Annotated in this window: 27 protein-coding genes; 11 read left to right on the forward strand and 16 right to left on the reverse strand. The window is 59.0% G+C overall.

The genetic code is table 11. The features are described 5' to 3' along the window. Positions 1-51: 51 nt before the first annotated feature. Genes FE702_RS15815 through FE702_RS15825 form a run of 3 tightly spaced genes read right to left on the reverse strand, consistent with a single transcriptional unit; the run spans position 52 to position 3,813 of the window. The gene (locus FE702_RS15815) at positions 52-576 is read right to left on the reverse strand and encodes a gamma-glutamylcyclotransferase family protein (RefSeq protein WP_147127283.1); all 525 of its coding nucleotides are present in this window, start codon (positions 574-576) and stop codon (positions 52-54) included. Further along, positions 573-3,107 (reverse strand): ABC transporter permease, encoded by a 2,535-nt coding sequence (locus FE702_RS15820; RefSeq protein ID WP_147127284.1) that lies wholly within the window; start codon positions 3,105-3,107, stop codon positions 573-575. Before FE702_RS15820 ends, FE702_RS15815 begins: the two co-directional genes overlap by 4 nt. A gap of 4 nt (positions 3,108-3,111) precedes the next feature. Next, positions 3,112-3,813 carry an ABC transporter ATP-binding protein gene (locus tag FE702_RS15825; RefSeq protein ID WP_147127285.1) on the reverse strand — a complete coding sequence of 234 codons (702 nt, stop codon included), beginning with the start codon at positions 3,811-3,813 and terminating at the stop codon, positions 3,112-3,114. Between the two features lie 46 nt (positions 3,814-3,859). Here FE702_RS15825 and FE702_RS15830 point away from each other — a divergent pair, with 46 nt between their 5' ends. Next, entirely contained in the window at positions 3,860-4,507 is a 648-nt protein-coding gene (locus FE702_RS15830) for an arylesterase (RefSeq protein WP_147127286.1), read from the forward strand. Then, positions 4,507-5,124, forward strand: a complete 618-nt coding sequence (locus tag FE702_RS15835; protein WP_147127287.1) for an SOS response-associated peptidase — start codon at positions 4,507-4,509, stop codon at positions 5,122-5,124. Before FE702_RS15830 ends, FE702_RS15835 begins: the two co-directional genes overlap by 1 nt. A 41-nt stretch (positions 5,125-5,165) precedes the next feature. Here FE702_RS15835 and FE702_RS15840 read toward each other — a convergent pair whose 3' ends face one another. Beyond that, positions 5,166-5,681 carry a DUF4329 domain-containing protein gene (locus tag FE702_RS15840; RefSeq protein WP_186827117.1) on the reverse strand — a complete coding sequence of 172 codons (516 nt, stop codon included), beginning with the start codon at positions 5,679-5,681 and terminating at the stop codon, positions 5,166-5,168. Between the two features lie 123 nt (positions 5,682-5,804). Between FE702_RS15840 and FE702_RS15845 the strand changes: the two genes are divergently transcribed. Continuing rightward, complete coding sequence (locus FE702_RS15845) at positions 5,805-6,278, forward strand: cupin domain-containing protein (RefSeq protein ID WP_222611822.1); 474 nt, start codon at positions 5,805-5,807, stop codon at positions 6,276-6,278. 55 nt (positions 6,279-6,333) lie between these two features. Here the strand turns inward: FE702_RS15845 and FE702_RS15850 are convergent, their stop codons facing one another. The 5 genes from FE702_RS15850 to ettA all read right to left on the reverse strand — a co-directional run bounded on the left by FE702_RS15850 (position 6,334) and on the right by ettA (position 10,605). Then, positions 6,334-6,567, reverse strand: coding sequence for an HP1242/YdcH family protein (locus tag FE702_RS15850; protein ID WP_147127289.1), 234 nt, complete (start codon positions 6,565-6,567; stop codon positions 6,334-6,336). A gap of 70 nt (positions 6,568-6,637) precedes the next feature. Beyond that, complete coding sequence (locus tag FE702_RS15855; RefSeq protein ID WP_186827118.1) at positions 6,638-7,549, reverse strand: sugar-transfer associated ATP-grasp domain-containing protein; 912 nt, start codon at positions 7,547-7,549, stop codon at positions 6,638-6,640. A 2-nt stretch (positions 7,550-7,551) separates the two neighbouring features. Further along, positions 7,552-7,890 (reverse strand): hypothetical protein, encoded by a 339-nt coding sequence (locus FE702_RS18655; RefSeq protein ID WP_186827119.1) that lies wholly within the window; start codon positions 7,888-7,890, stop codon positions 7,552-7,554. Positions 7,891-8,119: 229 nt separating this feature from the next. After that, the gene (locus FE702_RS15860; RefSeq protein ID WP_147127291.1) at positions 8,120-8,737 is read right to left on the reverse strand and encodes a hypothetical protein; all 618 of its coding nucleotides are present in this window, start codon (positions 8,735-8,737) and stop codon (positions 8,120-8,122) included. A 212-nt stretch (positions 8,738-8,949) separates the two neighbouring features. After that, positions 8,950-10,605, reverse strand: a complete 1,656-nt coding sequence (gene ettA / locus FE702_RS15865) for an energy-dependent translational throttle protein EttA (RefSeq protein WP_147127292.1) — start codon at positions 10,603-10,605, stop codon at positions 8,950-8,952. Positions 10,606-10,687: 82 nt separating this feature from the next. Between ettA and FE702_RS15870 the strand changes: the two genes are divergently transcribed. Beyond that, complete coding sequence (locus FE702_RS15870) at positions 10,688-11,155, forward strand: MOSC domain-containing protein (protein ID WP_147127293.1); 468 nt, start codon at positions 10,688-10,690, stop codon at positions 11,153-11,155. Between the two features lie 24 nt (positions 11,156-11,179). On the opposite strand, the gene FE702_RS15875 is transcribed toward FE702_RS15870, so the two are convergent. Then, the gene (locus FE702_RS15875) at positions 11,180-11,752 is read right to left on the reverse strand and encodes a lysozyme inhibitor LprI family protein (RefSeq protein WP_147127294.1); all 573 of its coding nucleotides are present in this window, start codon (positions 11,750-11,752) and stop codon (positions 11,180-11,182) included. Between the two features lie 65 nt (positions 11,753-11,817). Here FE702_RS15875 and FE702_RS15880 point away from each other — a divergent pair, with 65 nt between their 5' ends. Further along, positions 11,818-12,435, forward strand: coding sequence for a nicotinate-nucleotide adenylyltransferase (locus FE702_RS15880; protein WP_147127295.1), 618 nt, complete (start codon positions 11,818-11,820; stop codon positions 12,433-12,435). Here FE702_RS15880 and FE702_RS15885 read toward each other — a convergent pair. After that, positions 12,373-13,227, reverse strand: coding sequence for a DMT family transporter (locus tag FE702_RS15885; RefSeq protein ID WP_147127296.1), 855 nt, complete (start codon positions 13,225-13,227; stop codon positions 12,373-12,375). The genes FE702_RS15880 and FE702_RS15885 overlap by 63 nt on opposite strands. Positions 13,228-13,323: 96 nt before the next feature. Between FE702_RS15885 and FE702_RS15890 the strand changes: the two genes are divergently transcribed. Together FE702_RS15890 and dacB are read left to right on the forward strand one after the other, a co-directional pair. Next, positions 13,324-13,782: a hypothetical protein gene (locus FE702_RS15890; protein ID WP_222611823.1), complete on the forward strand. Its 459-nt coding sequence runs from the start codon at positions 13,324-13,326 to the stop codon at positions 13,780-13,782. Positions 13,783-13,848: 66 nt separating this feature from the next. Continuing rightward, entirely contained in the window at positions 13,849-15,348 is a 1,500-nt protein-coding gene (dacB, locus tag FE702_RS15895; RefSeq protein WP_147127297.1) for a D-alanyl-D-alanine carboxypeptidase/D-alanyl-D-alanine endopeptidase, read from the forward strand. Positions 15,349-15,352: 4 nt separating this feature from the next. Here dacB and FE702_RS15900 read toward each other — a convergent pair whose 3' ends face one another. Next, positions 15,353-15,775, reverse strand: coding sequence for a tellurite resistance TerB family protein (locus FE702_RS15900; RefSeq protein ID WP_147127298.1), 423 nt, complete (start codon positions 15,773-15,775; stop codon positions 15,353-15,355). A 111-nt stretch (positions 15,776-15,886) separates the two neighbouring features. Between FE702_RS15900 and FE702_RS15905 the strand changes: the two genes are divergently transcribed. From FE702_RS15905 to FE702_RS15915, 3 genes are all read left to right on the forward strand, one after another. Further along, complete coding sequence (locus tag FE702_RS15905; RefSeq protein WP_147127299.1) at positions 15,887-17,461, forward strand: lysine--tRNA ligase; 1,575 nt, start codon at positions 15,887-15,889, stop codon at positions 17,459-17,461. Positions 17,462-17,594: 133 nt separating this feature from the next. Further along, positions 17,595-18,008 carry a DUF4864 domain-containing protein gene (locus FE702_RS15910; RefSeq protein ID WP_147127300.1) on the forward strand — a complete coding sequence of 138 codons (414 nt, stop codon included), beginning with the start codon at positions 17,595-17,597 and terminating at the stop codon, positions 18,006-18,008. 160 nt (positions 18,009-18,168) lie between these two features. Next, positions 18,169-20,460 carry a glycosyl hydrolase family 28-related protein gene (locus FE702_RS15915; RefSeq protein WP_147127301.1) on the forward strand — a complete coding sequence of 764 codons (2,292 nt, stop codon included), beginning with the start codon at positions 18,169-18,171 and terminating at the stop codon, positions 20,458-20,460. Here the strand turns inward: FE702_RS15915 and FE702_RS15920 are convergent, their stop codons facing one another. Together FE702_RS15920 and FE702_RS15925 are read right to left on the reverse strand one after the other, a co-directional pair. Next, positions 20,461-20,925, reverse strand: coding sequence for a HugZ family pyridoxamine 5'-phosphate oxidase (locus tag FE702_RS15920; RefSeq protein ID WP_147127302.1), 465 nt, complete (start codon positions 20,923-20,925; stop codon positions 20,461-20,463). Next, complete coding sequence (locus FE702_RS15925; RefSeq protein ID WP_147127303.1) at positions 20,918-21,373, reverse strand: excinuclease ABC subunit B; 456 nt, start codon at positions 21,371-21,373, stop codon at positions 20,918-20,920. Before FE702_RS15925 ends, FE702_RS15920 begins: the two co-directional genes overlap by 8 nt. A gap of 105 nt (positions 21,374-21,478) precedes the next feature. On the opposite strand from FE702_RS15925, the gene FE702_RS15930 reads away from it, so the two are divergent. Beyond that, on the forward strand, positions 21,479-21,952 hold the full coding sequence (locus tag FE702_RS15930) for a DUF427 domain-containing protein (protein WP_147127304.1): 474 nt from the start codon (positions 21,479-21,481) through the stop codon (positions 21,950-21,952). A gap of 15 nt (positions 21,953-21,967) precedes the next feature. Here FE702_RS15930 and FE702_RS15935 read toward each other — a convergent pair whose 3' ends face one another. Together FE702_RS15935 and uvrB are read right to left on the reverse strand one after the other, a co-directional pair. Further along, on the reverse strand, positions 21,968-22,438 hold the full coding sequence (locus tag FE702_RS15935) for a hypothetical protein (RefSeq protein WP_147127305.1): 471 nt from the start codon (positions 22,436-22,438) through the stop codon (positions 21,968-21,970). Positions 22,439-22,657: 219 nt separating this feature from the next. Further along, complete coding sequence (uvrB, locus tag FE702_RS15940; RefSeq protein ID WP_147127306.1) at positions 22,658-24,856, reverse strand: excinuclease ABC subunit UvrB; 2,199 nt, start codon at positions 24,854-24,856, stop codon at positions 22,658-22,660. Between the last annotated feature and the right edge of the window lie 230 nt (positions 24,857-25,086).

Raw genomic sequence — 25,086 nt, forward strand, 5'->3', positions numbered from 1 at the left:
TCCAACACGCCTGCGGCGGGCGAGTATTTGTGAAACATAGAAGGATGCGCGTCAGCGCCAGTAGGTCGACGTGAGTGCGTTGACCATGGCGATTTCGTCGTCGCTAAGTGACTGTGCGCGCGGATAGCGGGGCACGGCACGATCGTCTGTGATGCCGATCTCCCAGCCGTCGGTCGTCTCCATGAAATGCGCCGGTCCGTCCGGGCCAAAGACGTGCAGATAGCCTTGCAGGACAACGTCTAGGTAGCTGAGCCAGATGCTGTGATCGCTTAAGTCGGTTTTTGAGTGATGCGGCACGGAATAGACCACCGTCTGTGCGGAAAACTGGAGCGAGACGTCGATGCGGTCATAGGCGGCCTCGCGTTGGTCGAGGTCAGCCCAATTGGTGCCGGGCACCGGGGCAGTGACGCCCATGAGCGTGGTATCAGGATCGGGGTCAACGGACAGGAAGGCCGCGTCACGATGCGTCGTGGCGCACCACGTCCTGCGCCACCCGCTCAGGTGGGCTGGAGTCGCTATGAAGTCATGTGTACGGCTGTTGACGAGGGAGCCGTAGCCAAAGAAGGCGCGTGTCATTCCCGATTGCGTAGCACCTGAGCGGGGCGCGCGGCCAGAGGCCCCCAAGAAAATGCGAGGCCCGCCAGAAGCGTTGTCGCGATGCCAGCCGCTATGATGGTGAGCGCCGAAGGCCATATGATCTCGAAGCTGGTATCAAGCACATAGGTGGCGACCGCCCAACCGCCGAGACATCCGGCGAAGAGAGCCACACTTCCTGCCGCGAGCCCCATCAGGGCAGATCTCAAGGCAAAACTGCCAAGGATGGTCCGGCGGGCAGCACCGAGGGTTTTGAGAACGGCGGCTTCATAGGTGCGGGCGCGCTGACCTGCGGCGGCGGCGCCGATTAGGACAAGGAAGCCCGTAAGCAGGGTCGCAGACGCGCCGTATGATGTTGCGGCGGCGAGACCGGACAAGAGGCCCGAGACACGGTCGATTGCGTCGCGCACGCGGATCGCAGTGATGTTCGGGAACTGGTTGGACAGATCGCGGAGGATGGGTGCCTCGGCCTTTTCCTCGGCATAAACGGTCGCAATATGGGTGTGCGGTGCACCTGCGAGTGCGCCGGGATTCATCGACAGGATGAAGCCAATTCCAGCGTTCGAGAAATCCACCTCGCGGAAGCTCGCGATGGTGCCGGTGATGTCACGGCCAAGGATATTGAGCGTGAGTTCATCGCCGATGCTGAGGCCCATTTCGACGGCTTCTTCTGCCGCGAAAGAGATCAGCGGTGGACCTGAATAGTCCGCATCCCACCACTCGCCTTCGGTGACGCTGGTATTGCCGGGGACTTCGGTTGAATAGGTGATGCCCCGGTCCCCTTCGAGCACCCAGTGATCACCGGCCACGTCACGTGCGGGCTGACCGTTGATGCGGGTGATGATCCCGCGCAGCATGGGTGCGGTATCGACCCGGCTGACCTGTGGGTCAGTGTCGAGGCGTTCCCGGAAACCGGGCAGTTGGTCATTCTGGATGTCCACGAAGAAATAGGATGGGGCCACGTCTGGCAATTCGCCGTTGATCGCGCCACGCAGATTGCCGTCGATTTGCCCCACAGCGGCAAGGACGGAGAGACCGAGGCCGAGCGAGAGCACAACAGAGGTGGCTTCTTCGCGCGGGCCGCCGATGGCGCCGAGCGCGAGGCGGAGCGAGGTCTTGCCGCGTGTGGCCTTGAGCCGGGTGGCGCGCGCGGCGAGGAAACGGGTCAGGAGGGCGGCGGCGGCGAGGACCACGAGGCTGCCGATGATGCCCCCTGCGGTCCATAGCGTCAGCATCCATGTTTCAGAGAAAAGAGCGGCGGCTGTGATCAGCAAGGCTGCGAGCGCTATCGTCCCCAACAAGTAGCGCGGAGCAGGCAAGATACGGCCAGCACCAAGAGCATCGCGGAAGAGGGCGGCGGCGCGGACTTCTTCTGCGCGGGCGAGAGGCCAGAGGGTGAAGATGGCTGCGGCAAGGGTGCCGTAGATCGCGGCTTCGACCAGTGGGCCGGGATAGATGCCAAAGGCGGCCGGGATGGGCAGTTGCGCTTCGATGATCGGCGCAAAGAGCAAAGGCAGTGCTGCGCCGAGGACCAGCCCCAAAACGAGGCCGATGGCGGTCAAGACAGCGATCTGGAAGACATAGGTCAGGAAGATCGTGTTGCGGTCTGCTCCGAGTGTCTTCAGCGTGGCGATGACCGACGTTTTGCTTCCAAGGTAGCTGCGCACAGCGGCGCTGACGCCGACACCGCCGACGGCTAGGCCTGATAGGCCAACGAGGATCAGAAACGCGCCAAGTCGGTCGACGAATTCGGCAATGCCGGGCGCGCCGTTGCGGGCATCGGTCCAACGCGCACCGCTTTCGGCGAATTGTGTTGCGACCTCTTGGCGGGTGGCGTCGAGGTCTGCGTCCGTGGGGAGGTCTAGGCGGTATTTCGTGGAAAAGAGCGTGCCGGGTTCCAGCAGGGTGGAGTTTTCGAGATCAACCGTGCGCACGATGGTGCGCGGGCCAAGCCCAAAGCCACCGGCGCTGCTGTCGGGTTCAACCTCAATCAGGGCGGTCAGGGTGAAGTCCTGCGTGCCAAGTCGGAAGGTATCGCCAATGCTCAGGCCCATACGATCCGCCAAGACCTGCTCCATCACGCCTCCGGGGTTTGCGTCACCGGCCAGTGCCTGATCCAGTGGAATATCGGGGCTGAGGACCACGCGCCCGATCAATGGATAAGCGTCGTCGACGGCTTTCACCTGTGTCAGGCCACGTTCGGTGACACCGTCCAATTCGGCCACGGCCATGGAGCGGAAATCAACGATTTCAGAAACGGCCTCCGCCGTTTCGGCCATCCATGCCGCCTCGGCGTCATTGGCAAAACGGTAGGTCAGTTCGAGTTCGGCGTCACCGCCAAGGAGGGCTGCGCCTTCGCGGGCAAGGCCTGCTTCGATGGATGCGCGGACAGAGCCGACGGCAGCAATGGCCGCGACACCGAGGGCAAGGCATGCAAGAAAAATGCCAAAGCCGCGCAATCCAGTGCGCAATTCGCGGCGGGCAAAGCGGGTGGCGAGGGCGATGCTGCTCATGAGCTTACTGCGCCGCTTGCATCTGCGTTTCTTCTGAATCGACGCGTCCGTCGCGCAGGCGGACGACCCGAGAACAGCGCTCGGCCAGTTCCATTGCATGGGTCACGAGGACCAGCGTCGCGCCATGTTTTTCCTGCAGGCCAAACAGAAGGTCTACAACCGCAGCTCCGTTTGAGCCGTCGAGGTTTCCTGTCGGTTCGTCGGCAAGAAGAATCTCGGGTCGTGGGGCCGAGGCGCGAGCAAGTGCAACGCGCTGTTGTTCTCCGCCGGACATTTGGGCCGGGTAGTGGTCCATCCGGTGGCCAAGGCCGACCGTTGTTAATTCTTCGGCTGCACGATCAAAGGCGTCGGCGTCGCCCGCCAATTCCAAAGGAACAGCCACATTTTCCAAGGCCGTCATCGTCGGGATCAGGTGGAAGGATTGGAACACGACCCCCATATGTGCCCTGCGAAAGCGGGCCAGCGCGTCTTCGTTCATCGGGCCTAGGTCCTGCCCAAGGGCTATGATCTGACCGCTGGTGGCGCGTTCAAGCCCGCCCATCAACATAAGGAGCGATGACTTGCCTGATCCCGATGGTCCAACCATCCCAACAGTTTCGCCGGCATGGATATTAAGGTCGATGTCATGCAGGATATCGACAGGTCCGGCGTTGCCCCTGAGCGAGAGTGATACAGATGACAATGACAGGACGGCGGATGTGGACATGGTGGCCTCGGGTGCTTGGTCTGTCTGGCGATATGGGGTGAATGTTATGAGGCGCAACATCTTGGCGGCGGCTTTTTGCGGGTTAGGCAGCATTGCCATTGCCGATACGGTCACAATTGCAGCGCTCGGCGATAGTTTGACGCAAGGCTACGGCCTGCCCGAGGCAGAGGGTTTCGTGCCACAGTTACAGGGCTGGCTGGATGATCAGGGTCTGGCTGTGCGGATGATCAACGCGGGCGTGTCCGGGGATACGACACAAGGCGGGCTGAGCCGCGTTGCGTGGACACTGACGCCCGAGGTGGATGCGATGATCGTGGCTCTGGGCGGCAATGATCTTCTGCGTGGGATCGTTCCAGAGACGTCACGGGCAAACCTGAGGGGTATCCTTGAGGTCGCGGCAACTCAGAATGTTGAGGTCTTGCTCGTAGGGATGGAGGCGCCCGGCAATTATGGCCCTGAGTTCAAGACTACCTTCGACAGCATTTATCCGGATTTGGCCGAAGAATTTGATGTGGCGCTGTATCCATCGTTCTTTCAGGCCTTTGATGGCGAGGCGGACGTGCCGGCGCAATTGGGTGAATTCATTCAGCCGGACGGGATACACCCGTCGGCGTCAGGGGTTGCGCGCATTGTAGAGGCTATGGGGCCGGCCGTAGCAGACCTTGCGGCGCGCGCAAGTGATGAGACAGGGTAATGCCAGGGCGCTATTTTCTGACAACGCCGGTGGGCGAAGTTGCGGCTTGGATGGGGCTCGACACAGGGTCTTGTGATAACCAGCCGCCGCGCAGGAACGTCGCGCCCGGGGAAGAGGTGGTCGTCGGCGTGCCGGAAGGTCTGCGCATGATGCGGTGGGGTATCATCCCGGTTGGCCGCAAGAACGCGCGCGGCAGGCCGGTCATGGAAACGCTGATCAATGCGCGGTCAGAAACTGTGTTCGATAAATCCGCCTATGAAGGTGTGAACAGGGCGCTGATCCCTGCCGATGGCTGGTATGAATGGACCGGCGAAACTCGAAAGAAACAGGCATGGCGTATCACGCCGAAGGATGGCGGGCTGATGGCCTTTGCCGCGATCTATGATGTGTGGCAGGCACCCGGCGGTCTGGAGGTGCCACAGGTGGCATCGGTCACCTGTGAGCCGAATGGCGACGTGCGCGACATTCATCACCGGATGGGGGTGATCCTGTTTCCAGAGCAGTTTGATGTGTGGCTCAACGGGTCACAGGAAGACGCGGCAGCATTGATGCAGCCGTTGACCGATGGGTCATTGCGCGTCGAGGTCGCAGATGATGTGAATTGGACCGCGCCTTAGCTTGGGCCCGATGGTTCAATGCATGCTTGGGCAGGCCGATCTTACTCGGCTTCGTAATCCAGCAAGTCCTGATAGGTATAACTGATCGCGATTTCGCCATCGGCTCCTTCGATAAAGTCAGGGTCTTGTGCCAAACACCCTAGACCGCAGATCTGGCGCACGATCATGTCGGTTGTGTCCACATACCAAAGGCGACCGCCGGGCGTTGCCACAAAGCCGTCGATACCTTCGTCTTCGTCTGTTTCAATATCGCTGACGCTGGGCACCTCAGAGGCGTAGTCCGGATCAAAAGCCGCATGTGTATGGTAGGACAGAACCATGACATAGCCGTCCTCCGGCCCGTCATAGGCGCAACTGTCACGGTCGCCTGTGCTGGCTGGTGTGGCGACCAGATTTTCATCCGCGTCATAGGCAAGATAGCCGCAATATTCGCGGTTTTCCTCAAACGAGGGACCCTGCAACGCACCAAGCGTTGCGCGGGCAATGGCGATTTCCTCCGCCGATTGGGCAAGGGCAGCGGTCGGCAGCAGGGCCAGTAGGGTAAGGGCAAGTCTCATGCGGTGCATGATGTCATAATCGCATCAAAAGAGAAGCACCCCAGATGTGCGTTTGCGCATTTAGATGGGCGGGTGGCGGTGTTAGCCGAACAGATGACCAAGTGTTTACCAAAAGGGGCTGCCATGCGTGCCGTGATCTTTGCCGTTCTGATTGCCTGCGCCAGCCAGACGTCTGCCCAGCAGGCGGCTGTTGCGGATCAAATCGCGAAACCCGTGAACACGATCAACGGCCATGTCCCGCCGGGAATCCTTGCACCATTGGACGATGTCCGGGTGATGATTGATACGATCGACGCGGATGGAAATCGTCTTGTTGTCATGCAGGGCATTCGCCGCGCGGGAACGCGTGTCGGCATCCATGTGCATGAATACGGAGGCCACACCTGTGTGCTGTCCGGCGCGATCACCGACTTTGTCGAGGGACAGGGCGCGATGCGTTTCCCCGCGGGAACATGTTATTACATGCCGCCCGACACACCCATGACGGCGGCCAATCTGGGGACAGAGGACGCGGTACTGATCGACACCTTCATCCTGCCTCCGGGCAGCCCGACCATCACGATCCTTGAGCCGGGATACCCCGGCTACAAGGAATAGCCGGAACTAGGGTTATCTGAGGCATACAGGCGGACTGTCGGATTTCCCGGCGGGATCAGTTCAGCATTGCGGCGATTTGATCCTTGAGCCGGATGCGTGTCTTGCGCAGGTCCAGTTCATTGACGTCCGACATTGGCTCCACATTCGTTTCGGCGCGATGGATGGTGCGGTTCACCTCGTGATATTCGTCAAACAGCTTGGCGAAATGCGTGTCCGAAGTCTTGAGATCGTGAATCCGCTGGACCTTGTCGGGGAATTCTTCGGCCAGTTCATGTGGGGTGTGGGACATCCCTGTGCTCCGTTCTTGGTGAGTATGGAGCAAGTCTAGGGGGACGCGGGTGACCTCGCTTTGACGCAGGTCAAATCGGTGCGTGGTCCTGCAAGTGCAGTTTATCCCAACCCAACCCTGCAAAGATTGGGCCATGACTGGCCTCGGAGAATTTTATGTCGGCGTGTCCCGTATTCGCTTCGAAGAACATGATGCCCTCGTCTTCTGTCACCGCCACGTCCCAGCCCATGTACCTTGAGGATGGGAAATGAGCATGTTCTGTGCGGCAAAGATCGCAGGCCTCAAGGAAAGAAGGAACGCTTCGCCCCTTGAACTCAACCATTGTGTCGGGGTGCCCGCTGACCGGGGTCCAGTTGGCGAGGTAGCCTTCCTCACCTAAAACGCCGGTGTCGAGCGCGACATTGACGCGAACATGGCTCTCGCTTTTCACATGGCCATCTTCGCCGCTGCCAAAGCGCATATAGGCGGCAACCACGCGGCTTTTTTCGGCTATATGGACCGTCGTGATCCGCAGTGTCGGGGTTGCATGAGGGAACACCATGCTCAGGTCCGGATGAATCGTCAGCGGTCGCTGGATGATGCCACCGGTGCAGGTTGCGATTTCTTGCGCGAGCGTGTTTCGGTCGCATCGCAGGACGCCGCGGCCCTGAGAGCTTTGCGTTTTCTTGAGATAGACAAACGGGTGCTCGGACAAAATTTTACCGTTGATGTCATCTGCTGCGATCGGTGTTCCATCAAGGCCGTATGCCTGTCCGTAAAACACGTAGGCGAGATCAGGAAAACGGTCCTGCGAGAAAAGCTTTCCATTGATGGCGCTTGGCAAGCCGTTCAACGCGGCGTTGGCGTGTGGGACGACGTAGAAACGATGATAATTGTCGGGAATCCAGCCTTCGACAAAGGTACCGCGATGGGCGGTGTAGGTTTCCAGCCACGGGCTGAAGAATACGCTTCCGAGCGTATCGGCTGCATATTCGCGGATCATCTTCACCGTGACCCTGTCCAGCGCCCGATCAGGCCGAGCCGTTTCGATGGCGGTTCGAATGCTTGCTGCCTTGCTGTTGCTACGGCGTGATAGGCGTTCAATGCGCCGATCCGTGGGCGTCCAGAATTTGCGCGCGAACCGGTGGCATGTCCGGTCGAACAGGCCCGTTCCGGGGTGAAGATTGCTCCGCATTTGCCAACAATGTCCCTGTGTTTTGCCCGCGACGCGTAGCAGAGGAAACGAGGCCGGGACAGAGGGCTATAGGTGGTTGGAAATCCTTTGAGGTTGGCTGCTGGATTGCGGTTCTCGAAGTCCTGAACGCTGGCGGCGACGCTGGTCATTTTTTGCAGGGGCGAACGCAGAGAAGCATAGGGTCGCCGAGCGGGCGGTGGATTGGCTGTATTCTTCGATCCAATGGGATTGGCGGTTGGGGCGGGGGTAGGCGGTGTGGTGTGGGGAGGTTCAGGCGTTGGAGTTCGGTGAGCCGTAGGGTGCGCATTGCGCACCGCGGTTAGGGATAGGGAATGTTATTGGTGCGCGGTGCGCGCCGTACGCTCGTTTGTTGATCGCTTAAGGATTGTCCCAATACTGCAATACCAGAGGCCGTGTATCTGTTTGGGGGCTGCGCATGATGTCATCGTTGTTTTGGTAGAATTTGGTTGCACTGCGTAACCATCGTTTCTGAGTTTTGCGAGATTGCGAAGGGAGATCTGGAAAAACTGGTTCGTGTCCAACTTCCTGAAGGTGCAGCGGCGAAATTTTCTCGGGATAGAGATCATAATACCAAGCCAGAAAGACTTGTGCAGCCAAAGGAAGACCACGACCGCCGTTCATATAGTCAAACCATACGACAAATAGCATGTGATCGTTTTGCAGATCGTTGAATCCTTCGAGGTCAATAGCAAGCCTTCGCTCTTGCCCGCTGTGATCTTTGGCGTGCTTGATCGGGTTCCAATACTGGTTTCGAATTTTTCGAATGGTCTTCAACTCTCGGTCCGGAAAAACTGCCTGTACGTGATCATTGAAGGTGCGACCGGTTGAAGCTTGCGATATCAGAGCGGCATGTTCGGCGGCGCTGCACGCAAGACAATGAACAGAAACAGGATCTAGGTCCTGAGCAAACAAATGTGTTGCAGTGCCAAGCAATCTTCGCGCGATTTCTGCGTTGGCGTTCAATTCCTTGGTCATTGTGTGCCTTCTGCTAACTTTTCTGCACAGCAAATCACTTCTGAGCGCAGGGACTTGGAAGCCATTCCTGCCTCAGAAAGCAGTGGTGTTCGGCCCGCTCTACAATTCAGCCATTGACCCTTTTCTGGACCGAGTGCTGCTCTCGCCGCATTTCTTCGAAACACAGCAGCCGCGCACGGCCCTAACCCAAACGTAAGCCCTAGAAACCCGCCCTAGCGGATGAATTTCTTGTGCTTCAAACGCTTAGGTTCAGCCGCATCCGCCCCCAACCGTCGCTTCTTATCTTCCTCGTAGTCCTCAAAGTTCCCTTCGAACCACTCGACATGGGCCTCACCCTCAAACGCTAAAATATGCGTACAAATCCGGTCTAGGAAGAAGCGGTCGTGGCTGATGACCACGGCGCAGCCTGCGAAGTCGACGAGGGCGTCTTCAAGGGCGCGGAGGGTTTCGACGTCGAGGTCGTTAGTGGGTTCGTCGAGGAGGAGGACGTTGCCGCCCGAACGAAGCAGTTTGGCCATGTGCACGCGGTTGCGTTCACCGCCCGACAGCATTCCCATTTTCTTTTGCTGGTCGCCGCCTTTGAAGTTGAAGGCCGAGCAGTAGGCGCGGCTGTTCATTTCGGCGTCGCCGAGTTGGATGATGTCGAGGCCGTCTGAGATTTCCTCCCACACGGTTTTGTTGTCATCCAGCGCGTCGCGGGATTGGTCGACATAGGCCAGGTCCACGGTGTCGCCATAGGTGACAGAGCCTTCGTCCGGGGCCTCTTGGCCGGTCAGCATTTTGAACAGCGTCGATTTACCCGCCCCGTTGGGGCCAATGACGCCCACTATGCCGCCCGGGGGCAGGGCAAAGGTCAGGTCTTCGATCAAGAGCTTGTCGCCCATGGCTTTCTTCAGGCCATCGACCTCGATCACTTTCCCACCCAGACGTGGGCCGTTCGGGATGATGATCTGGGCGCGGGACAGTTTCTCGCGCTCGGACTGGTTGGCCAGTTCGTTATAGGCACTGATGCGGGCCTTGGATTTGGCTTGGCGGGCCTTTTGGCCCTGGCGCATCCATTCCAGTTCGCGTTCCAGCGTCTTCTGGCGGCTCTTGTCCTCTTTCGCCTCTTGTTCGAGGCGTTTGGCCTTTTGCTCCAGCCATGAGGAATAGTTGCCCTCGTAGGGGATGCCGCGGCCGCGATCCAACTCAAGGATCCAGCCGGTGATGTCGTCGAGGAAGTAGCGGTCGTGGGTGACGACAAGGATTGTCCCTTTGTAGTCGATCAGGTGCTGCTGCAGCCACGCGATGGTCTCGGCGTCGAGGTGGTTGGTCGGTTCGTCGAGCAGAAGCATGTCAGGCGCTTCGAGCAGGAGTTTGCAGAGCGCGACGCGGCGGGCCTCACCACCAGACAGGTTCTTGACGTCTGCGTCGTCGGGCGGGCAGCGCAGGGCCTCCATCGACACGTCGATTTGCGCGTCGAGGTCCCAAAGGTTCTGGGCGTCGATTTCATCCTGCAGCTTGGCCATTTCGTCGGCAGTTTCGTCCGAATAGTTCATGGCCAGTTCGTTATAGCGGTCGAGGATCGCCTTCTTCTCGGCCACGCCCAGCATGACGTTTTCGCGGACGGTCAAGGTTTCATCCAGCTTGGGCTCCTGCGGCAAGTAGCCGACCTTGGCGCCTTCGGCCGCCCATGCCTCGCCCGAGAAATCCTTGTCGAGGCCGGCCATGATTTTCAGCAGGGTCGATTTACCCGCGCCGTTGACGCCGACAACGCCGATTTTCACACCGGGGAGGAAGGACAGACGGATGTTTTCAAAGGTCTTCTTGCCGCCCGGATAGGTCTTGGACACCCCGTCCATGTGGTAGACATATTGATAAGCGGCCATGGGATCCTCCGATAAGCTGGTGGGTTGGTTTTAGGCAGGCAGCAGGGGGATGCAATAGGCCGATGCATATAGGGGGCTCGAGATGACACCGATGCAAGAGATGATGGCGCGCGTGGCGGGGCCAGGTGTTGTGGAATGGATTGGTCTGCGTCCGGGGCGGCGTGAAGACATGCTCTCAGCGAACCGGGCGCAGGTGGATGAGAGCGGACTTTGGGGCGATCGGTCTGGGGGTGGCAAACGTGCAGTGACCTTGCTGCAGGCCGAGCATTTGCCGGTGATTGCGGCGTTGGCCGGGCTAGAGGCTGTCACGCCGGAGAGGTTGCGTCGGAACGTGGTCGTCCGAGGGATCAATCTATTGGCTCTTAAAGGCCGGCAAGTGCGGATCGGGGATGTGGTCTTAGAGGTGACCGGGCCGTGTCATCCCTGTTCGCGCATGGAAGAGGAACTGGGTCACGGAGGCTACAGTGCCGTGCGCGGGCATGGTGGCATGTGCGCACGGGTCGTTGAGGCTGGGTCAGTCTCGGTCGGGGATCAGGTGGAGCCCGTGTAAGCAGGCAACAGGCACGTTTCGCGTCTATTGCCCCGCTTCACGCAAGCGCGCGCCAAAGACGGAAATGCGAGCCGCATATTCGCGTTCTATACAGGTCGGATCTGTCAGGCATGTGTCGCGGCGTTGGCGCAACCAAGCGATTTGATCGGGGCTTTGCGCTTGGACGCTGCCGTAGAGCGCGGCCATGGCGGCATCAAGATTGGCCAGTTGCGGGATCGCACAGATAGTTTGTTCGGTTGGATTGAGGCTCGCCGCGTCGCACCATGGACGCAAGAGAACGACTGGGACGGCGACCGCAGCCCGCAGTACCGCGATCCGTGACAGGTAGGCGTCCGAGATACAGATGGTATCGCGCCCGCACGCGTTGCGCGCCTGCAGCCACGTGCGCTGCGTGGCACGTTTATTGGCGATGTCGGACGCGCTGTAGGCGTCGGTCAAAAGTGTGTCGAGTTCACCCAGAAACGGGCTGGAGCAGATTGTCTGCTCTGTTGCGTTCAGTGTTGTGGCTCCACACCATGATTGCGCATTCGCCGCGCCGGGCGAGAGGGCATAAAAGGCGGTGACAAGCGCGGTGAAGGCGGCGAAAACAGGGCGCATGAAGAACTCCGATCAATACTGCGTTAGCTTGCCCGATGATTGCCAATCCGTCGAGGGGGCAGGGGATGTCTAGGCCCCATGCCCGAGGGGGTCAGCGGATTGGTCTTTTGGGTGGATCGTTCGACCCGGCGCATTCGGGCCATGTCCACATTACCAAACATGCATTGCTGCGCTTTGGGCTGGATGCGGTGTGGTGGCTGGTGTCGCCGGGTAATCCGTTGAAAGATCGCGGGCCTGCGCCGATGAAGGCGCGGCTAGAGGCGGCGCTGGCTGTGATGGATCATCCGCGCGTCGTGGTGACGGATATCGAGTGTGATTTGGGCACCCGCTACACGGCGGAAACATTGGACGCGTTGTTGCATCGGTATCCTGGGGTGCAGTTCACGTGGCTTATGGGAGCAGATAACCTGTCTCAGTTCCATCAATGGCAGGATTGGCGCGCGATCATGGATGCGGTGCGTGTGGGCGTGATTGCGCGGCCGGGAAAGCGGACGGGTGCGCGGGTGTCCCCGGCGGCGCGGCTTTATCGTGCAGCGCGTTTGTCCGGGCGGCAGTCTCAGCTTTTGGGTGGGGCGGAAGCGCCTGCGTGGTGCTTTATCAACGTGCCGATGAGCGATGTGTCATCCACGGATATTCGCGCGCGTGGAGCGTGGGGCGCGCAGGAACAAAGTGGCGAAGCCTGAGAGCAGGATGACGGCAATTCCAGCGGCGCTAAGCGCATCGGGCAGTTCCGAAAAGATCACCGCGCCCAGAACTGTTGCCGCGACGATCTGAAAATAGACGAACGGGGCCAGTCGGGTGCTGTCGGCCAAAGTGAATGCGTAGATCAACAGCAAGTTGCCGGCCATTGAGAACAGCGATGAAAACACCGTGAACGTGCTGAGTTGGAATGTCAGCGCGGGGATCGCCATAAGACCAAAGGGCGCTGTGAAGACCGCGCTTAGGGCGAGTTGCGAGAAGAGCAGGGTCAGAGGCGGCGCAAGGCCTACCACCCATTTCGACGCGGTGAGGAAAGCCCCGTAGAAACATCCGGCGAGGACCGCGAACAAGAGGCCGGGGCGCATATCGAAGCCCGGCTGCACAACCATCAGAACGCCGACGAAGCCGATCAAGAGCAAAACCGTGCGCAGAGGCGACGCGGTTTCGCCCAAGAGCCACGCGGAGAGAGCGTAGGATACGACTGGGCCAATAAAGAACGCGCCGAATACGTTGGCGATGGGCTCTGTGCTGAGTGCTGTCAGGATTGACGTGATGCCGCCTGTGATCAGCGCTGCGCGCAGCCAGAGTTGCCAGTGGCGCAACGCGGCAAAGGTGCCTTTCGGCAGGAATGGCAACAGTACGAACGACGCAATGGCGAAGCGTGTGAATGCGACAAAGATCGGTGCAACGCCCTGGGATGTGAGCAGTTTGCCAAAGGTATCGCCCGCAGGAATGCAGGACATGGCAATACACATAATCAAGACGGCACGAAGCATGGAACGCGCCTAGCAGTTGGTCGTGTAAGGGAAAAGGGAATTGGTACACTCGCGGCACTCTGTCATTTTGTACCTTGTGCGAAGGAAAGGGGCCGAATGTCGGAGCTCAGGAATTATCAGTCTGCATCGGGTCGGTTGGAACCGGTCTGGACCGTCGAGGTTCAGTGTCTGGAGCAGGATACGGATCGCATTTTGGACGCGGTCATGCAGGTTTTTCCGCTGTCCTATGGGCGCTATCAGCGCAATGCGAGCATATCGGCGACGGGCAAGGAAACGGCCCAGCCTGAGCCTGGATCGACCACGACAACGCATGTGGAAGGATTTCAGGCGGGTCAAACCGAGACCTATCCGATGGTGGAACTCAAGATGACGGTGCCACGTGATCTGGACATTTTGGAGCCTGTGATGCGTCAGATCATCTGGGCGCATCACTATGAGGAACCGGTGATCTTTGTGCGCGAGGATTGGGTCAGCCGCGCGGCCTATGACCCGCACAGCGACAATCCGAACCGTTGGTGGAACAACGGCAAGGGGCTTCCGGAGAGGTTGGAGTAAGCTGGCCAGTCACATCACTGGATTGTGGGCTTGGCCTATTGCGAATGGCCTGCTTATTGTTCGGGCATGGTTCGCGATATTTCGAGACGATTTCTTTTGGCCGGATTGGGCTCTGCCCTGTCTGCGTTGTCTGCGCCTGCATGGGCAAACGCGCCCCTAAGCTCCCCTCGACCGTTTCCGCGACCCGGGTCCGCGCCGCCACCTCCACCGCCGCCATTGGTCAGCGTCGAAGATATTTTGACCAAGGCCAATTTGGGCGGAGTGACGGCTTTTGCGCTGACGCGACTGGATGGAACAGTGGTTGAAGCCCGTGAGGAAACGCGCGCCTTGCCGCCTGCGAGCGTCGCAAAGTCTTTGACGGCGCTCTATGCGTTGGATCATCTGGGACCGGGGGCGTCGTTTGAAACCCGCGTGATTGTGACCGGGCCCATTGTGGATGGCGTCGTGCAGGGTGATCTGATCCTGCAGGGAGAGGGTGATCCGCTGTTGGACACCGATGCGCTGGGTCGGATCGCAGAGGCGATTTCCGATCTTGGTGTCACCGGCGTGACCGGCAAGTTTGGGATCGATCCATCCGCATTGCCCCAGATTGATTTGATTGATCCGAGCCAACCTATACAGGTGGGCTACAATCCAGCGATTTCGGGACTGAATCTGAATTTCAACCGTGTCCATTTCGAGTGGAAGCGGAATGGCGGCAGCTATGACCTGACCATGGATGCGCGTGCTGAACGGTATCAGCCGAGGGTGCGGGGCAGCCGGATGCGTGTCGCCGATCGCAGCCTGCCTGTTTACACGCATGCGCTGGCGGACACACATGAAGACTGGACCGTGGCGCGCAGCGCCTTGGGGAGCGGCGGGGCGCGATGGCTACCCGTGCGGCGCCCTGCGGTCTACGCCGGGGAGGTGTTCCGAACCATCGCCGCGTCCTTGGGGATCAGACTGCCGGTCGCAGAGGTCATGACCGGTGGGACAGGCGCAGTTCTGGTAGCGCGGCGGTCGCCCAATGTGGGGCCGATGATTGGGGGGATGCTGAAGTTTTCGACCAATCTGACCGCCGAGGTGCTGGGCCTGCATGCGTCGCAGGCGCGTGGAGGGGGTCCGCAGGATTTGAAGACGTCGGCCACCACGATGTCAGACTGGGCGCAACAGAGGTTTGGTGCGGGCATGGCCATGCACGATCATAGCGGCCTGATCGACACGTCGCGCATTTCCGCCCTGTCACTTTGCAAGGTGATGGCAGGTGCCGCGCGGGATGATCTGTTCCCGGGACGTTTGCGTGTCTATTCGCTTAAGAACGAGGCGGGTGAGCCGATCCGAAACAATGGCATCCAGATCAGGGCAAAAACGGGCAGCCTGAATTTTGTCAGCACGTTTGCGGGGTATCTGGATCTGCCCGAGCAAGAGCCCCTTTGTTTTGCGATTATGTCAGCTGATCTGCCGCGCCGCGCGGCGCTTGCCCTCGGTGACCGCGAGCGCCCGGCCGGTGGCAAATCCTGGGCAAAGCGGTCACGAACGATGCAGAATGCACTGCTGACGCGCTGGAGCGGGCTGGCCTCGGCTTGATACTTTAAATCTTCATGAACCGCGCACGCGCACCACGCTCAATCGCACCCGCGTGCAGGCGGTCAAGGGCCAGTTCGTACCGGATTTCTTCGAGAAGGCGCAGTTCCGGTTGGTTCAGACTGCCGTCGGCAGCGGCCACATCACAGGCCAAAGCATAGGCAGTTTCATGCAGGTGCTCTGGAAGATCGTCGCGGATCAGGCCAAAGAGCGCGTCCAGGCCTTCGTCGACGCTCAGTAGATCAAAGACGGTACCTGCGATGGTGTTGATCCGATCGGTGTCATACTCCGAAAAGATCGGCAGCGTGTTCACGATAGACTGAATGGTGACGAGTTCGGATGTACGGATTTCCTCGTCCGAGGCCGAAACCGCGATCATGATTGCCACAAGGCAGTCTTGGGGGCTGAGAGGGTGTGGATCGTTGGCCATTGCGGCCTCCTATACGCGTGCTTGTCTTGACCTTCGTTCTATGTGTGCGTACCGCGCCTCGCAAGAGAGCCGGGGCCATTGTGATCGCGGAAAGCCAAGAAAGGATCAGATATGTCGGATATGCGCGAAGCTGCCATGACATCAAAAGCGTGGCCGTTCGAGGAGGCCCGCAAGATCCTGAAACGGTATGAGAAGGCACCACCTGAAAAGGGGTATGTGCTGTTTCAAACCGGGTATGGGCCATCGGGTCTGCCGCATATCGGGACGTTTGGCGAGGTGGCGCGCACGACGATGATCCGCCGCGCGTTTGAAGTGCTGAGCGATATCCCCACGCGGATGATCTGTTTCTCGGACGATCTGGATGGGATGCGCAAGGTTCCGGGCAACGTCCCGAACCAAGAGATGCTCGCCGATTACCTTCAGATGCCACTGACTAAGGTGCCAGACCCGTTTGGCACACATGAAAGCTTTGGCCATCACAACAACGCCATGCTGCGGCGGTTCCTAGATACGTTTGGGTTTGAGTACGAGTTTATCTCGGCAACCGAATTCTATGGGTCGGGTCAGTTCGACGAAGTGCTCTTGCGCGCGGCTGAGAAGTACGACGACATAATGAAAGTGATGTTGAAGTCTCTGCGCGAGGAACGGGCAGAGACCTATTCGATTTTCCTGCCGATCCATCCTGAAACGGGGCGTGTCCTGTATGTGCCTATGAAGCATGTGGATGCGGCGAACGGGACGGTGACCTTCGATGATGAAGATGGCCGCGAGTTCACGGTGCCGGTCACGGGCGGCAATGTAAAACTGCAGTGGAAGCCGGACTTTGGCGCGCGTTGGGCCGCTCTGGGCGTGGATTTTGAAATCTACGGCAAGGACCACGGCACCAATGGCCCGATCTATGACCGCATTTGCACAATCCTGGGGCAAAAGGCGCCAGAGCATTACGTCTATGAGCTGTTCCTTGATGAGAACGGGCAGAAGATTTCCAAGACATCTGGCAATGGCGTGTCGATTGACGAATGGCTGACTTACGCGTCCGACAAATCGCTCAGCTATTTCATGTATCAGAAGCCGCGCACGGCGAAGCGGCTCTTCTTTGATGTGATCCCAAAGGCGGTGGATGAGTATCATCAGCAATTGCGCGCCTACGCGGATCAAGACATCGACAAGAAGCTGGCGAACCCGGTGTTCCATATCCACGGGCACAACGTGCCTGAGTCTACGCTGATCGTTCCGTTTGGGATGCTCTTGAACCTTGCTTCGGTATCCGGGGCCGAGACGAAAGACACGCTTTGGGGCTTCCTGCAACGCTATGCCCCGGATGCCACGCCCGAGACCCATCCTGACATGGATGAAGCCGCCGGATTTGCTGTGCGGTACTACAATGACTTTGTGAAGCCGGCGAAAGTGTTCCGCGCGCCGACGGATCAAGAGCGCGAGGCGCTTGAGGCGTTGCGGGCGGAGCTTGTGGCCTATGACGGGCCGCTGGAGGATGAAGCGCTGCAATCCATTGTTTATGCCATGGGCCGCGATCGCTTTGACCCGCTTCGTAACTGGTTCAAGGCGCTTTACGAAATCCTGCTGGGGGCCTCGCAGGGTCCACGGTTTGGCGGGTTCATCGCGCTTTATGGTGTGGATGAGACCGTTGCGCTCATCGACAAGGGGCTGGCCGGCGAGCTTGGTTAAGTGTGGCGGTGCGTGTGAACACGCACCCTACACCTGCCTATTTGTAGGTGCCCGATGCCTCGCAGCACGAGGCCGTGATTTGACGGATGCAACACACGCGTTAGCCTTCTTGGGATATCCAGGAGGTTCGCCAATGTTACGTTTTGCTCTTTTGATCGCCGTGTTTCTGGGATTTGCCGCGCCTTTGGCCGCGCAAACGCAGTCTGATTCAGACGGGATCCAATCCACGATCACCGCGCAGATGGAGGCGTTCAAGGCCGATGATTTCGCGCAGGCGTTTAGCTATGCCGCCCCGAATATCAAAGGGATGTTCGGCACTGCTGACCGATTTGGCATGATGGTCCGCAATGGCTATCCGATGGTCCATCGCCCGGCGGATGTGCGGTATTTGGAACTGCGCGAGCTGGGCGGGCGGCTTTGGCAAAAGGTCCAAGTACAGGACGCTGACGGCACGTTTCACTATCTGGACTACGGGATGGTTCCCACAGACCAAGGCTGGCAGATCGCTGCCGTTCAATTCCTGCCAGCGCCGGATGTAGGTGTTTGAGGCACATTCAGCGTTACGCACCCCCTACGTGTGATTAACCAATAGGGCGTACCCCTGCGCCCCATCGGCGCGGCGTTTGCTGCGCGACACTCAAAACTGAGCCTCCGTCGGTCGCGGGGGCGGTCCGTCTTGGGGCCGAGAGCGACCGAAGGGGACCTTCATGAGCATTACACTTACCCAAGGCGTGACGATCATGCCGCCAGCGTTCGAGGATGGGCTGGACGTTTGGTCGAGCGGGAACGGGCGGCCATCAGACCCGACCTATGACACGGCCACCAACGCGGCTTTTGTGCCCGCGGATCAGGACTTTGGCGGTTGTCTCGAAATTCAGAAACAGGCAACGACGACCAAGCTGCGCTACACAGGTGAGACGCCCATCCTGCCGGGGTGTTATTTTCAGATCCGGGCGCGGGTTAAGCTCATCAGCGGGATCTTTCCATCCGTACGTGTGGCAGCATGGGCCGGTGCCGCAGGGGGCGCACATGTCGTCAGCGTCGATCAGACAGGGCCGTCTACCTTGCTGAGCACTTATGGAAAGGTGGTTGAGGTCAGCGCGATCGTCGGGACCGGAGATCGACCGGGCGTAGACATGCCGTGGGGGCGCGAGCCTCTCTTTGGTCACTTTGGGATTGATCTGACAGGGCCAAACGGCGGCGTTGTGCGGGTCGATGACCTTGTGATTGAGGATGTGACCAACCTCTTCCAAAATAGCCTTCTGGGGCGGGTCGACGTGTTGGATTACGGCGCCGTACCAGACGGCACCACAGACAGTCGTGATGCGTTCGAGGCGGCCGATCAGGCCGCTGAGGGTCGCGAAGTCTACATTCCTAGCGGCGAATTCTTTATCGGCGATCACCTGACGCTGGACAACAAGGCCGAGTTTCATGGCACGATCACGATGCCAACGGACAAGCGGCTGATCCTGAAAAAGAACTACAACCTTCCTGCTTATATCGACGCTTTTGGCGATGAGGTTCTGGCCTTCAAAAAGGCCTTTCAGGCTCTGATCGGGTTCAACGATCACTCTGCGCTCGACATGGGCGGGCGGCGGATTTTCTTGCAAGAGCCGCTGGATATGCAGGCCGCGGTTGCAACGTCTGATAATTTCACGGTGCGGCGGGCGATCCGGAATGGACAGTTCAGCTGTCAGGCCAGCCCGGCATGGGACACAGATTTGCAGACCTCGCAGGCGACTTACAGCGTGAGTACGCCCAAAAAGCTGACCAATGTGACAAACGTGGCGAACATACCCATCGGGTCACTGGTCGAAGGTGTGGGCGTTGGGCGGGAAGTCTATGTTCAGGACCGCGATTTAAGCAATCAGACGATCACCCTGACGCAAGCGCTCTATGGCGCGGCGGGCACGCAGATATTTACCTTCAAGCGGTTCAAGTATGCTTTGGATTTCAGCGGCTTTGACGAGTTGTCGAAATTCGTGATAGACGAGGTGGACCTGAGCTGCAACTCGACCGCGAGCGGCATCCTTTTGCCGCGCAATGGGTCCGCGTTTCAGCTGGTGAACTCTGCCATGACACGGCCCAAGGACCGGGGCATCACCTCTGCCGGTCGGGGGTGTCAGGGGCTGACGGTGCATTCGACGCGATGGACTTCGTCAGAAGTGAATGTACCGGTACCGGACCGCGTGTCGATCGGTCTGAATGTGAATTCCAACGATGCAATCATCCGCGATAACCTGATCATCCGGTTCAAGCATTTCGCGGTCATTGGCGGCGGCAGTTCGATCATCAATGGCAATCACTGGTTCCAAGGGGACGGGCAGGCCAACGGTGTGCGTGAGGGCGGCATCGTGTTTTGTTCGACGAACATCACGACCTTGGTCACCAGCAATTACATCGACAACAATTTTATCGAGTGGACGAACGAGTACGAAGCCGAACCTGAGAATGCCAACCAGTTCAGTTTCGGTGGGCTGACGATTACGGGTAATTTCTTTGTCTGTAGCGAGGTTGCACCCTGGTTCCGCTTTATCGTGATCAAGCCTTATGGTCCGGGACACCGCATTCGCGGCCTGTCTGTGATCGGCAACGTGTTCCGGGCGATTGGCGGCCGGATTGATCGGGTGGATGGCGTCGATACGACATTCTCTGACCTGAATTATACGGCGATGAAGAACATCACGTTTGAGGGCAATTCCTTTGATAACGTCGATGCGCCGGTGAAGAATCCCTTGCGCGGGTCACATGAGGAAACGTCGGACCAATCCACGTGGCGGATCGGGCTGTCGCCGAACCTGCCTTTTGGCGGGCATGCTCGCTGGGTTGAAAGCCTGCAACCGATTGCGCGGATTTCCAATGGGTCGGGGCAGCGGGTCAAGGAATTGCCCTATGCGTTGACGGGGCAGGGGCCGGATGACGATGAGCTTCACATCAAATGGTCAGAGGCCTGCAAAGGCAAGGTCACCTATGTCGCGCGGATGGATAACCCGGAGTGATCACATCAGGTCTTTGGGGCTGAGGCGGAAGGCCTTGCCAAAGCCGCCATTGAGCATGCCGTGTTGGATCGAAAACTGAACAACACGAAAATCGGTAAAATCATAGTAGAGCTGCGCCTTTGGGCGGTGGGCAAGGTAGGCGTCGCGCAGCGCTGCCTTGTCCGCGACTGTGGCCTGCGCGGACAGGGTGAGCCGCGGGTGGGTCAGCGGGTCACCCTTGTCGCCCGGAACACCGAGCAAGAGCGAACATCTAGGGTCCGCATCAAGAGCCTGAGTGTGATCGGAGAGCGTTGAAATCAGACTATAGGCTGCGCCATCCATCCACAAAAACGCGATCCGGGTCACGTTGGGTGCCCCTGTTTCGTCTAGCACTGCGAGCGCCGCGTGCGTTTCGGTCAGGAGACGGGCGGTCAATTCGCGTGCTTCATCATCGACCGGGCGGAAGGGGGATGTCTTTTCAGCCATGGGTGATGTCCATGCGAACCTGCGCCACGGGTTGTGGAGTGCAGGTGCGGAACGGCTGCATTGGGGCATCCACTGCGCTTAGGTCGAATGGAACTTCGCGCCCGGCGAGAGACGCGATGGCGGTTTCGTTAAATTCCATTCCGTTCAGCACGTTGCCAAAGCCTCGGTCAACGACTGTGACGGCGCGATTGTCATCGCTTAGCACGTGCTGGTTCGTGGTGATACGAAGAGGATTATCGCCAATGAACGCGATTGTGAAAACAGGTCCTTCTGGCCATGGCGTAGGCGTGGTGATGGTGATCGAATAGATCGGGCCCTCTGGATCGTGGGTGAGAGTAACAGCCACCTCTGATTGCTGATCTTCGAGAACGCATATCGGGCCGAGGCTCACATCCCATGCGGCAGCGGGCGTTGCGCAAAGCGCAAAAAGGCAAGCAATCATTCGCATAACCAGAGGGTAGCGTTCGGGATAGCGATGCCAAGACTGATTGGCTGTCTTGATGGCAGCACTACGTTGCTGCGCTCAGTCATCTTCCGATTAAGGATCACGCTCATGAGTTTACCGCCTGAAAACGTGCAGGACTATCCGAGGCCGCCATTGGTTGAGCCGTTTGATGGCCGCATTCAGGTGACCTTGGGTGGTGTTGAGATCGTGTCGACGACTGATGCATGGCGCGTGTGTGAAACGCATCATGCGCCGACCTATTACATCCCGCCGGACGCCTTCGAGAATGTCGAGATGCTACCAGCGCGGGGGCAAAGCTGGTGCGAATGGAAAGGGCAGGCGCGATACGTATCCTTGCGCGCGGGCGGTATCACAGCACAACGGTGCGCGTGGGCCTATGATCGACCGACCCCGCGATTTGCAGGGATTGCTGGATTCTACGCAATTTACCCTGAGACAATGGAGCAATGCCGCGTTGCTGGCGAAATCGCGATGCCGCAACCCGGCAGCTTTTATGGTGGCTGGGTGACGTCGAACCTGATTGGGATTGTGAAGGGCGGGCCCGGAACCGAAGGCTGGTGACCGGGCCCGTCCTGTTCACGCGTCCGCGATAAATCGACTGCGTGCCGCGCTCCAGATCGCAAGGCCGACAAGTGTCAGCGTCGCCCCGGACAGCGCGACCACCAGCACACTAGCCAGCGCCGCCTTTAGACCATAATCGGCCCATTCAGCGGCGCTGTGTGCGCTTACCGGAAGGGCGAACATGATCAGGACCGCCACGACCTGAAGAACGGCGCTACCGCCCAAAAGAAGGGTCGCAGCGCCACGTTTATCCTGCCAACTCAGAATGGCCGAGCCCGCAAGGGCAGCAACGCTGAGCGTGGCCAACGTAGAAAACGCGATCCCACCTGTAGCAGTTTCAATGGCACTGGCAGCCTGCAAGGCAACTTCCGGGTCACCTGACGGCAAACCCACGCCAATGATCCATAACCAAAACAGATTTCCGCCGAACCACACAGCGGCGATCAAAAGAGAAAGCGCCAAAGACAGGCGCAGCAGTATACCCATTAGCTTGGCTCCTTTGATATGTGGGTCGTCGCAGGTTCTGTGCCGGGTTCAATATGAGAGACGCGTATTCGGCGGCATTGCCGTAAATTGTCAGAAAAAACGCCAAAAGATTGCCCGTTGGCTCGGCCTAAGCGCGAAAACTGGTCACCCGGTTAAGCCGAGAGATGCCATGGTGGCCTGCGGGGGGTGATCCCCAACGATACCGTTATGATCAGCGCCCTACTTCCGGTAGCGCTTCTTATTGCCGCCCCTTTGACCGGCCCGGCCAGCGGTGCTGCGCCCGGACGCTTTTTGCGCGTCGTCCACCGCCTTTTCGACGGCGTATTGCCGGGCCAAAGGATCGTCGGCGACGGCGAGGTCGACCGTTTCGAGACGTTTGACTTCGTCTCGCAGGCGCGCGGCCTCTTCGAATTCGAGGTTTTCGGCGGCCTTGCGCATGTCGTCGCGTAGACCGTCAAGCACCGCCTGAAGATTGCCACCGGCCAATTGCGGTTCGATTTTCGCCGTGACGCGGGATTGGTCCGTGTCGCCCTGATAGAGCCCGGCCAGCACGTCCTCGACGTTCTTTTTGACGGTTTCAGGTGTGATCCCGTGTTGTTCGTTATAGGCTAACTGCTTGGCGCGGCGGCGGTTGGTTTCTGCCATCGCGCGTTCCATCGACCCGGTGATCTTGTCCGCGTACATGATCACGCGGCCTTCGGCGTTCCGGGCAGCGCGTCCGATGGTCTGCACAAGTGAGGTTTCCGACCGCAGAAAGCCTTCTTTGTCGGCGTCCAGAATGGCCACCAACCCGCATTCGGGGATGTCTAGGCCCTCTCGCAGCAGGTTGATCCCGACGAGGACATCAAAGGCCCCGAGCCGCAGGTCGCGCAGGATTTCGATCCGCTCGATCGTGTCGATATCGCTGTGCATGTAGCGGACGCGGATGCCCTGTTCGTGAAGGTATTCTGTGAGGTCCTCTGCCATGCGTTTGGTTAGCGTCGTGGCGAGCACACGCATGCCGTTCTCGGCAACGCGGCGGATTTCATCCAGAAGGTCGTCGACCTGCGTATCGACGGGACGGATTTCGACCTCGGGGTCCAAAAGTCCGGTTGGGCGAATGACCTGTTCGGTAAAGACGCCGCCGGTTTGCTCCAACTCCCACGCGGCGGGGGTGGCCGAAACAAAGACGGATTGCGGGCGCATCGCGTCCCATTCCTCGAACTTGAGGGGGCGGTTGTCCATGCAAGAGGGCAGGCGGAAGCCGTGTTCGGCCAGCGTGAACTTGCGTCGGTAGTCGCCCCGATACATCCCGCCGATCTGGGGCACGGAGACGTGGCTTTCATCCGCAAAGACAATCGCGTTGTCTGGGATGAATTCGAACAGCGTTGGCGGCGGTTCGCCCGGCGCGCGGCCGGTCAGGTAGCGTGAGTAGTTTTCGATGCCATTGCAAACACCCGTCGCCTCTAGCATTTCGATGTCAAAATTCGTGCGCTGCTCAAGCCGCTGAGCCTCCAGCAGTTTACCTTCGTTCACCAACTGGTTCAGTCGCTCTTTCAGCTCTTTCTTGATGCTCGTGACCGCCTGATTCATCGTGGGGCGCGGGGTCACATAGTGACTGTTGGCGTATACCCGGATACGTTCGAACGTATCCGATTTCTCGCCAGTGAGCGGGTCAAATTCAGTGATGCCCTCAAGCTCTTCACCAAAGAACGACAGCTTCCAAGCCCGATCTTCAAGGTGGGCGGGCCAGATTTCCAGGCTGTCGCCGCGCACGCGGAAGGTGCCACGTTGGAACGCCTGGTCATTTCGGCGATACTGCTGCGCAATCAAATCGGCCATGACCTTGCGTTGATCATATTCCTTGCCGGCATAGAGATCTTGCGTCATCGCCCCATAGGTTTCCACAGACCCGATACCGTAAATGCACGATACCGACGCCACGATGATCACATCGTCACGCTCCAGCAGCGCCCGAGTGGCCGAGTGGCGCATCCGGTCGATCTGTTCGTTAATCTGGCTTTCTTTTTCGATGTAAGTGTCCGAGCGCGGCACATAGGCCTCGGGTTGGTAGTAGTCGTAGTAGGACACAAAGTATTCGACCGCATTGTCGGGAAAGAAGCCTTTGAATTCACCATATAACTGCGCGGCCAGCGTCTTGTTCGGGGCAAGGATAATCGCCGGGCGCTGGGTTTCTTCGATAATCTTGGCCATCGTGAATGTCTTGCCGGTGCCGGTCGCTCCCAGCAAAACCTGATCGCGTTCACCAGCCAGCACGCCTTGCGACAACTCTTCGATTGCGGTTGGCTGATCGCCCGCGGCCTGAAACTCCGTGTGCATCTTGAACTCGATGCCGCCTTCCAGCTTTTCGCGCGCGCGCACGTCGCCTGACGGGGCATGCGTCAGGGCGGGCATCGACTCGGGGGAATTGTTGTGCATCAGAGCTCTCCTTGCGGATGTCACAATTTGTGAGTCTTTGAGGCGTTTGCAACCCGGAACAAAATTCTCGCTATTTTCGGGGAGGTTGGGCCGGTCGGCGAAACAAGTTTTGTCTATTTCTCAATGACTTGCTGATTTTGGTCGCGGTCGGCCGATGCGGTAAACAACTTTGACGTGCATTTTAGGTTTGTGATTTCTCTTTTTTGGCTTACTACTTGTTGGGCAAGCAG

The organism is Shimia ponticola (assembly GCF_007995215.1).
GTDB classification, from domain to species: domain Bacteria; phylum Pseudomonadota; class Alphaproteobacteria; order Rhodobacterales; family Rhodobacteraceae; genus Shimia_B; species Shimia_B ponticola.

Coding starts and splice junctions, on each gene's coding strand:
- ettA (WP_147127292.1), bottom strand. CDS start 10,605: ATGGCCGCTTATCAATATGTCTACCACATGGACGGGGTGTCCAAGACC.
- FE702_RS15905 (WP_147127299.1), top strand. CDS start 15,887: ATGTCGGATATGCGCGAAGCTGCCATGACATCAAAAGCGTGGCCGTTC.
- FE702_RS15860 (WP_147127291.1), bottom strand. CDS start 8,737: ATGACCAAGGAATTGAACGCCAACGCAGAAATCGCGCGAAGATTGCTT.
- FE702_RS15880 (WP_147127295.1), top strand. CDS start 11,818: ATGTCTAGGCCCCATGCCCGAGGGGGTCAGCGGATTGGTCTTTTGGGT.
- FE702_RS15835 (WP_147127287.1), top strand. CDS start 4,507: ATGCCAGGGCGCTATTTTCTGACAACGCCGGTGGGCGAAGTTGCGGCT.
- FE702_RS15825 (WP_147127285.1), bottom strand. CDS start 3,813: ATGTCCACATCCGCCGTCCTGTCATTGTCATCTGTATCACTCTCGCTC.
- FE702_RS15935 (WP_147127305.1), bottom strand. CDS start 22,438: ATGGGTATACTGCTGCGCCTGTCTTTGGCGCTTTCTCTTTTGATCGCC.
- uvrB (WP_147127306.1), bottom strand. CDS start 24,856: ATGCACAACAATTCCCCCGAGTCGATGCCCGCCCTGACGCATGCCCCG.
- FE702_RS15845 (WP_222611822.1), top strand. CDS start 5,805: ATGCGTGCCGTGATCTTTGCCGTTCTGATTGCCTGCGCCAGCCAGACG.
- FE702_RS15885 (WP_147127296.1), bottom strand. CDS start 13,227: ATGCTTCGTGCCGTCTTGATTATGTGTATTGCCATGTCCTGCATTCCT.
- FE702_RS15870 (WP_147127293.1), top strand. CDS start 10,688: ATGACACCGATGCAAGAGATGATGGCGCGCGTGGCGGGGCCAGGTGTT.
- dacB (WP_147127297.1), top strand. CDS start 13,849: ATGGTTCGCGATATTTCGAGACGATTTCTTTTGGCCGGATTGGGCTCT.
- FE702_RS15910 (WP_147127300.1), top strand. CDS start 17,595: ATGTTACGTTTTGCTCTTTTGATCGCCGTGTTTCTGGGATTTGCCGCG.
- FE702_RS18655 (WP_186827119.1), bottom strand. CDS start 7,890: ATGACCAGCGTCGCCGCCAGCGTTCAGGACTTCGAGAACCGCAATCCA.
- FE702_RS15920 (WP_147127302.1), bottom strand. CDS start 20,925: ATGGCTGAAAAGACATCCCCCTTCCGCCCGGTCGATGATGAAGCACGC.
- FE702_RS15875 (WP_147127294.1), bottom strand. CDS start 11,752: ATGCGCCCTGTTTTCGCCGCCTTCACCGCGCTTGTCACCGCCTTTTAT.
- FE702_RS15830 (WP_147127286.1), top strand. CDS start 3,860: ATGAGGCGCAACATCTTGGCGGCGGCTTTTTGCGGGTTAGGCAGCATT.
- FE702_RS15930 (WP_147127304.1), top strand. CDS start 21,479: ATGAGTTTACCGCCTGAAAACGTGCAGGACTATCCGAGGCCGCCATTG.
- FE702_RS15820 (WP_147127284.1), bottom strand. CDS start 3,107: ATGAGCAGCATCGCCCTCGCCACCCGCTTTGCCCGCCGCGAATTGCGC.
- FE702_RS15850 (WP_147127289.1), bottom strand. CDS start 6,567: ATGTCCCACACCCCACATGAACTGGCCGAAGAATTCCCCGACAAGGTC.
- FE702_RS15815 (WP_147127283.1), bottom strand. CDS start 576: ATGACACGCGCCTTCTTTGGCTACGGCTCCCTCGTCAACAGCCGTACA.
- FE702_RS15900 (WP_147127298.1), bottom strand. CDS start 15,775: ATGGCCAACGATCCACACCCTCTCAGCCCCCAAGACTGCCTTGTGGCA.
- FE702_RS15890 (WP_222611823.1), top strand. CDS start 13,324: ATGTCGGAGCTCAGGAATTATCAGTCTGCATCGGGTCGGTTGGAACCG.
- FE702_RS15915 (WP_147127301.1), top strand. CDS start 18,169: ATGAGCATTACACTTACCCAAGGCGTGACGATCATGCCGCCAGCGTTC.
- FE702_RS15925 (WP_147127303.1), bottom strand. CDS start 21,373: ATGCGAATGATTGCTTGCCTTTTTGCGCTTTGCGCAACGCCCGCTGCC.
- FE702_RS15840 (WP_186827117.1), bottom strand. CDS start 5,681: ATGAGACTTGCCCTTACCCTACTGGCCCTGCTGCCGACCGCTGCCCTT.
- FE702_RS15855 (WP_186827118.1), bottom strand. CDS start 7,549: ATGATCCGCGAATATGCAGCCGATACGCTCGGAAGCGTATTCTTCAGC.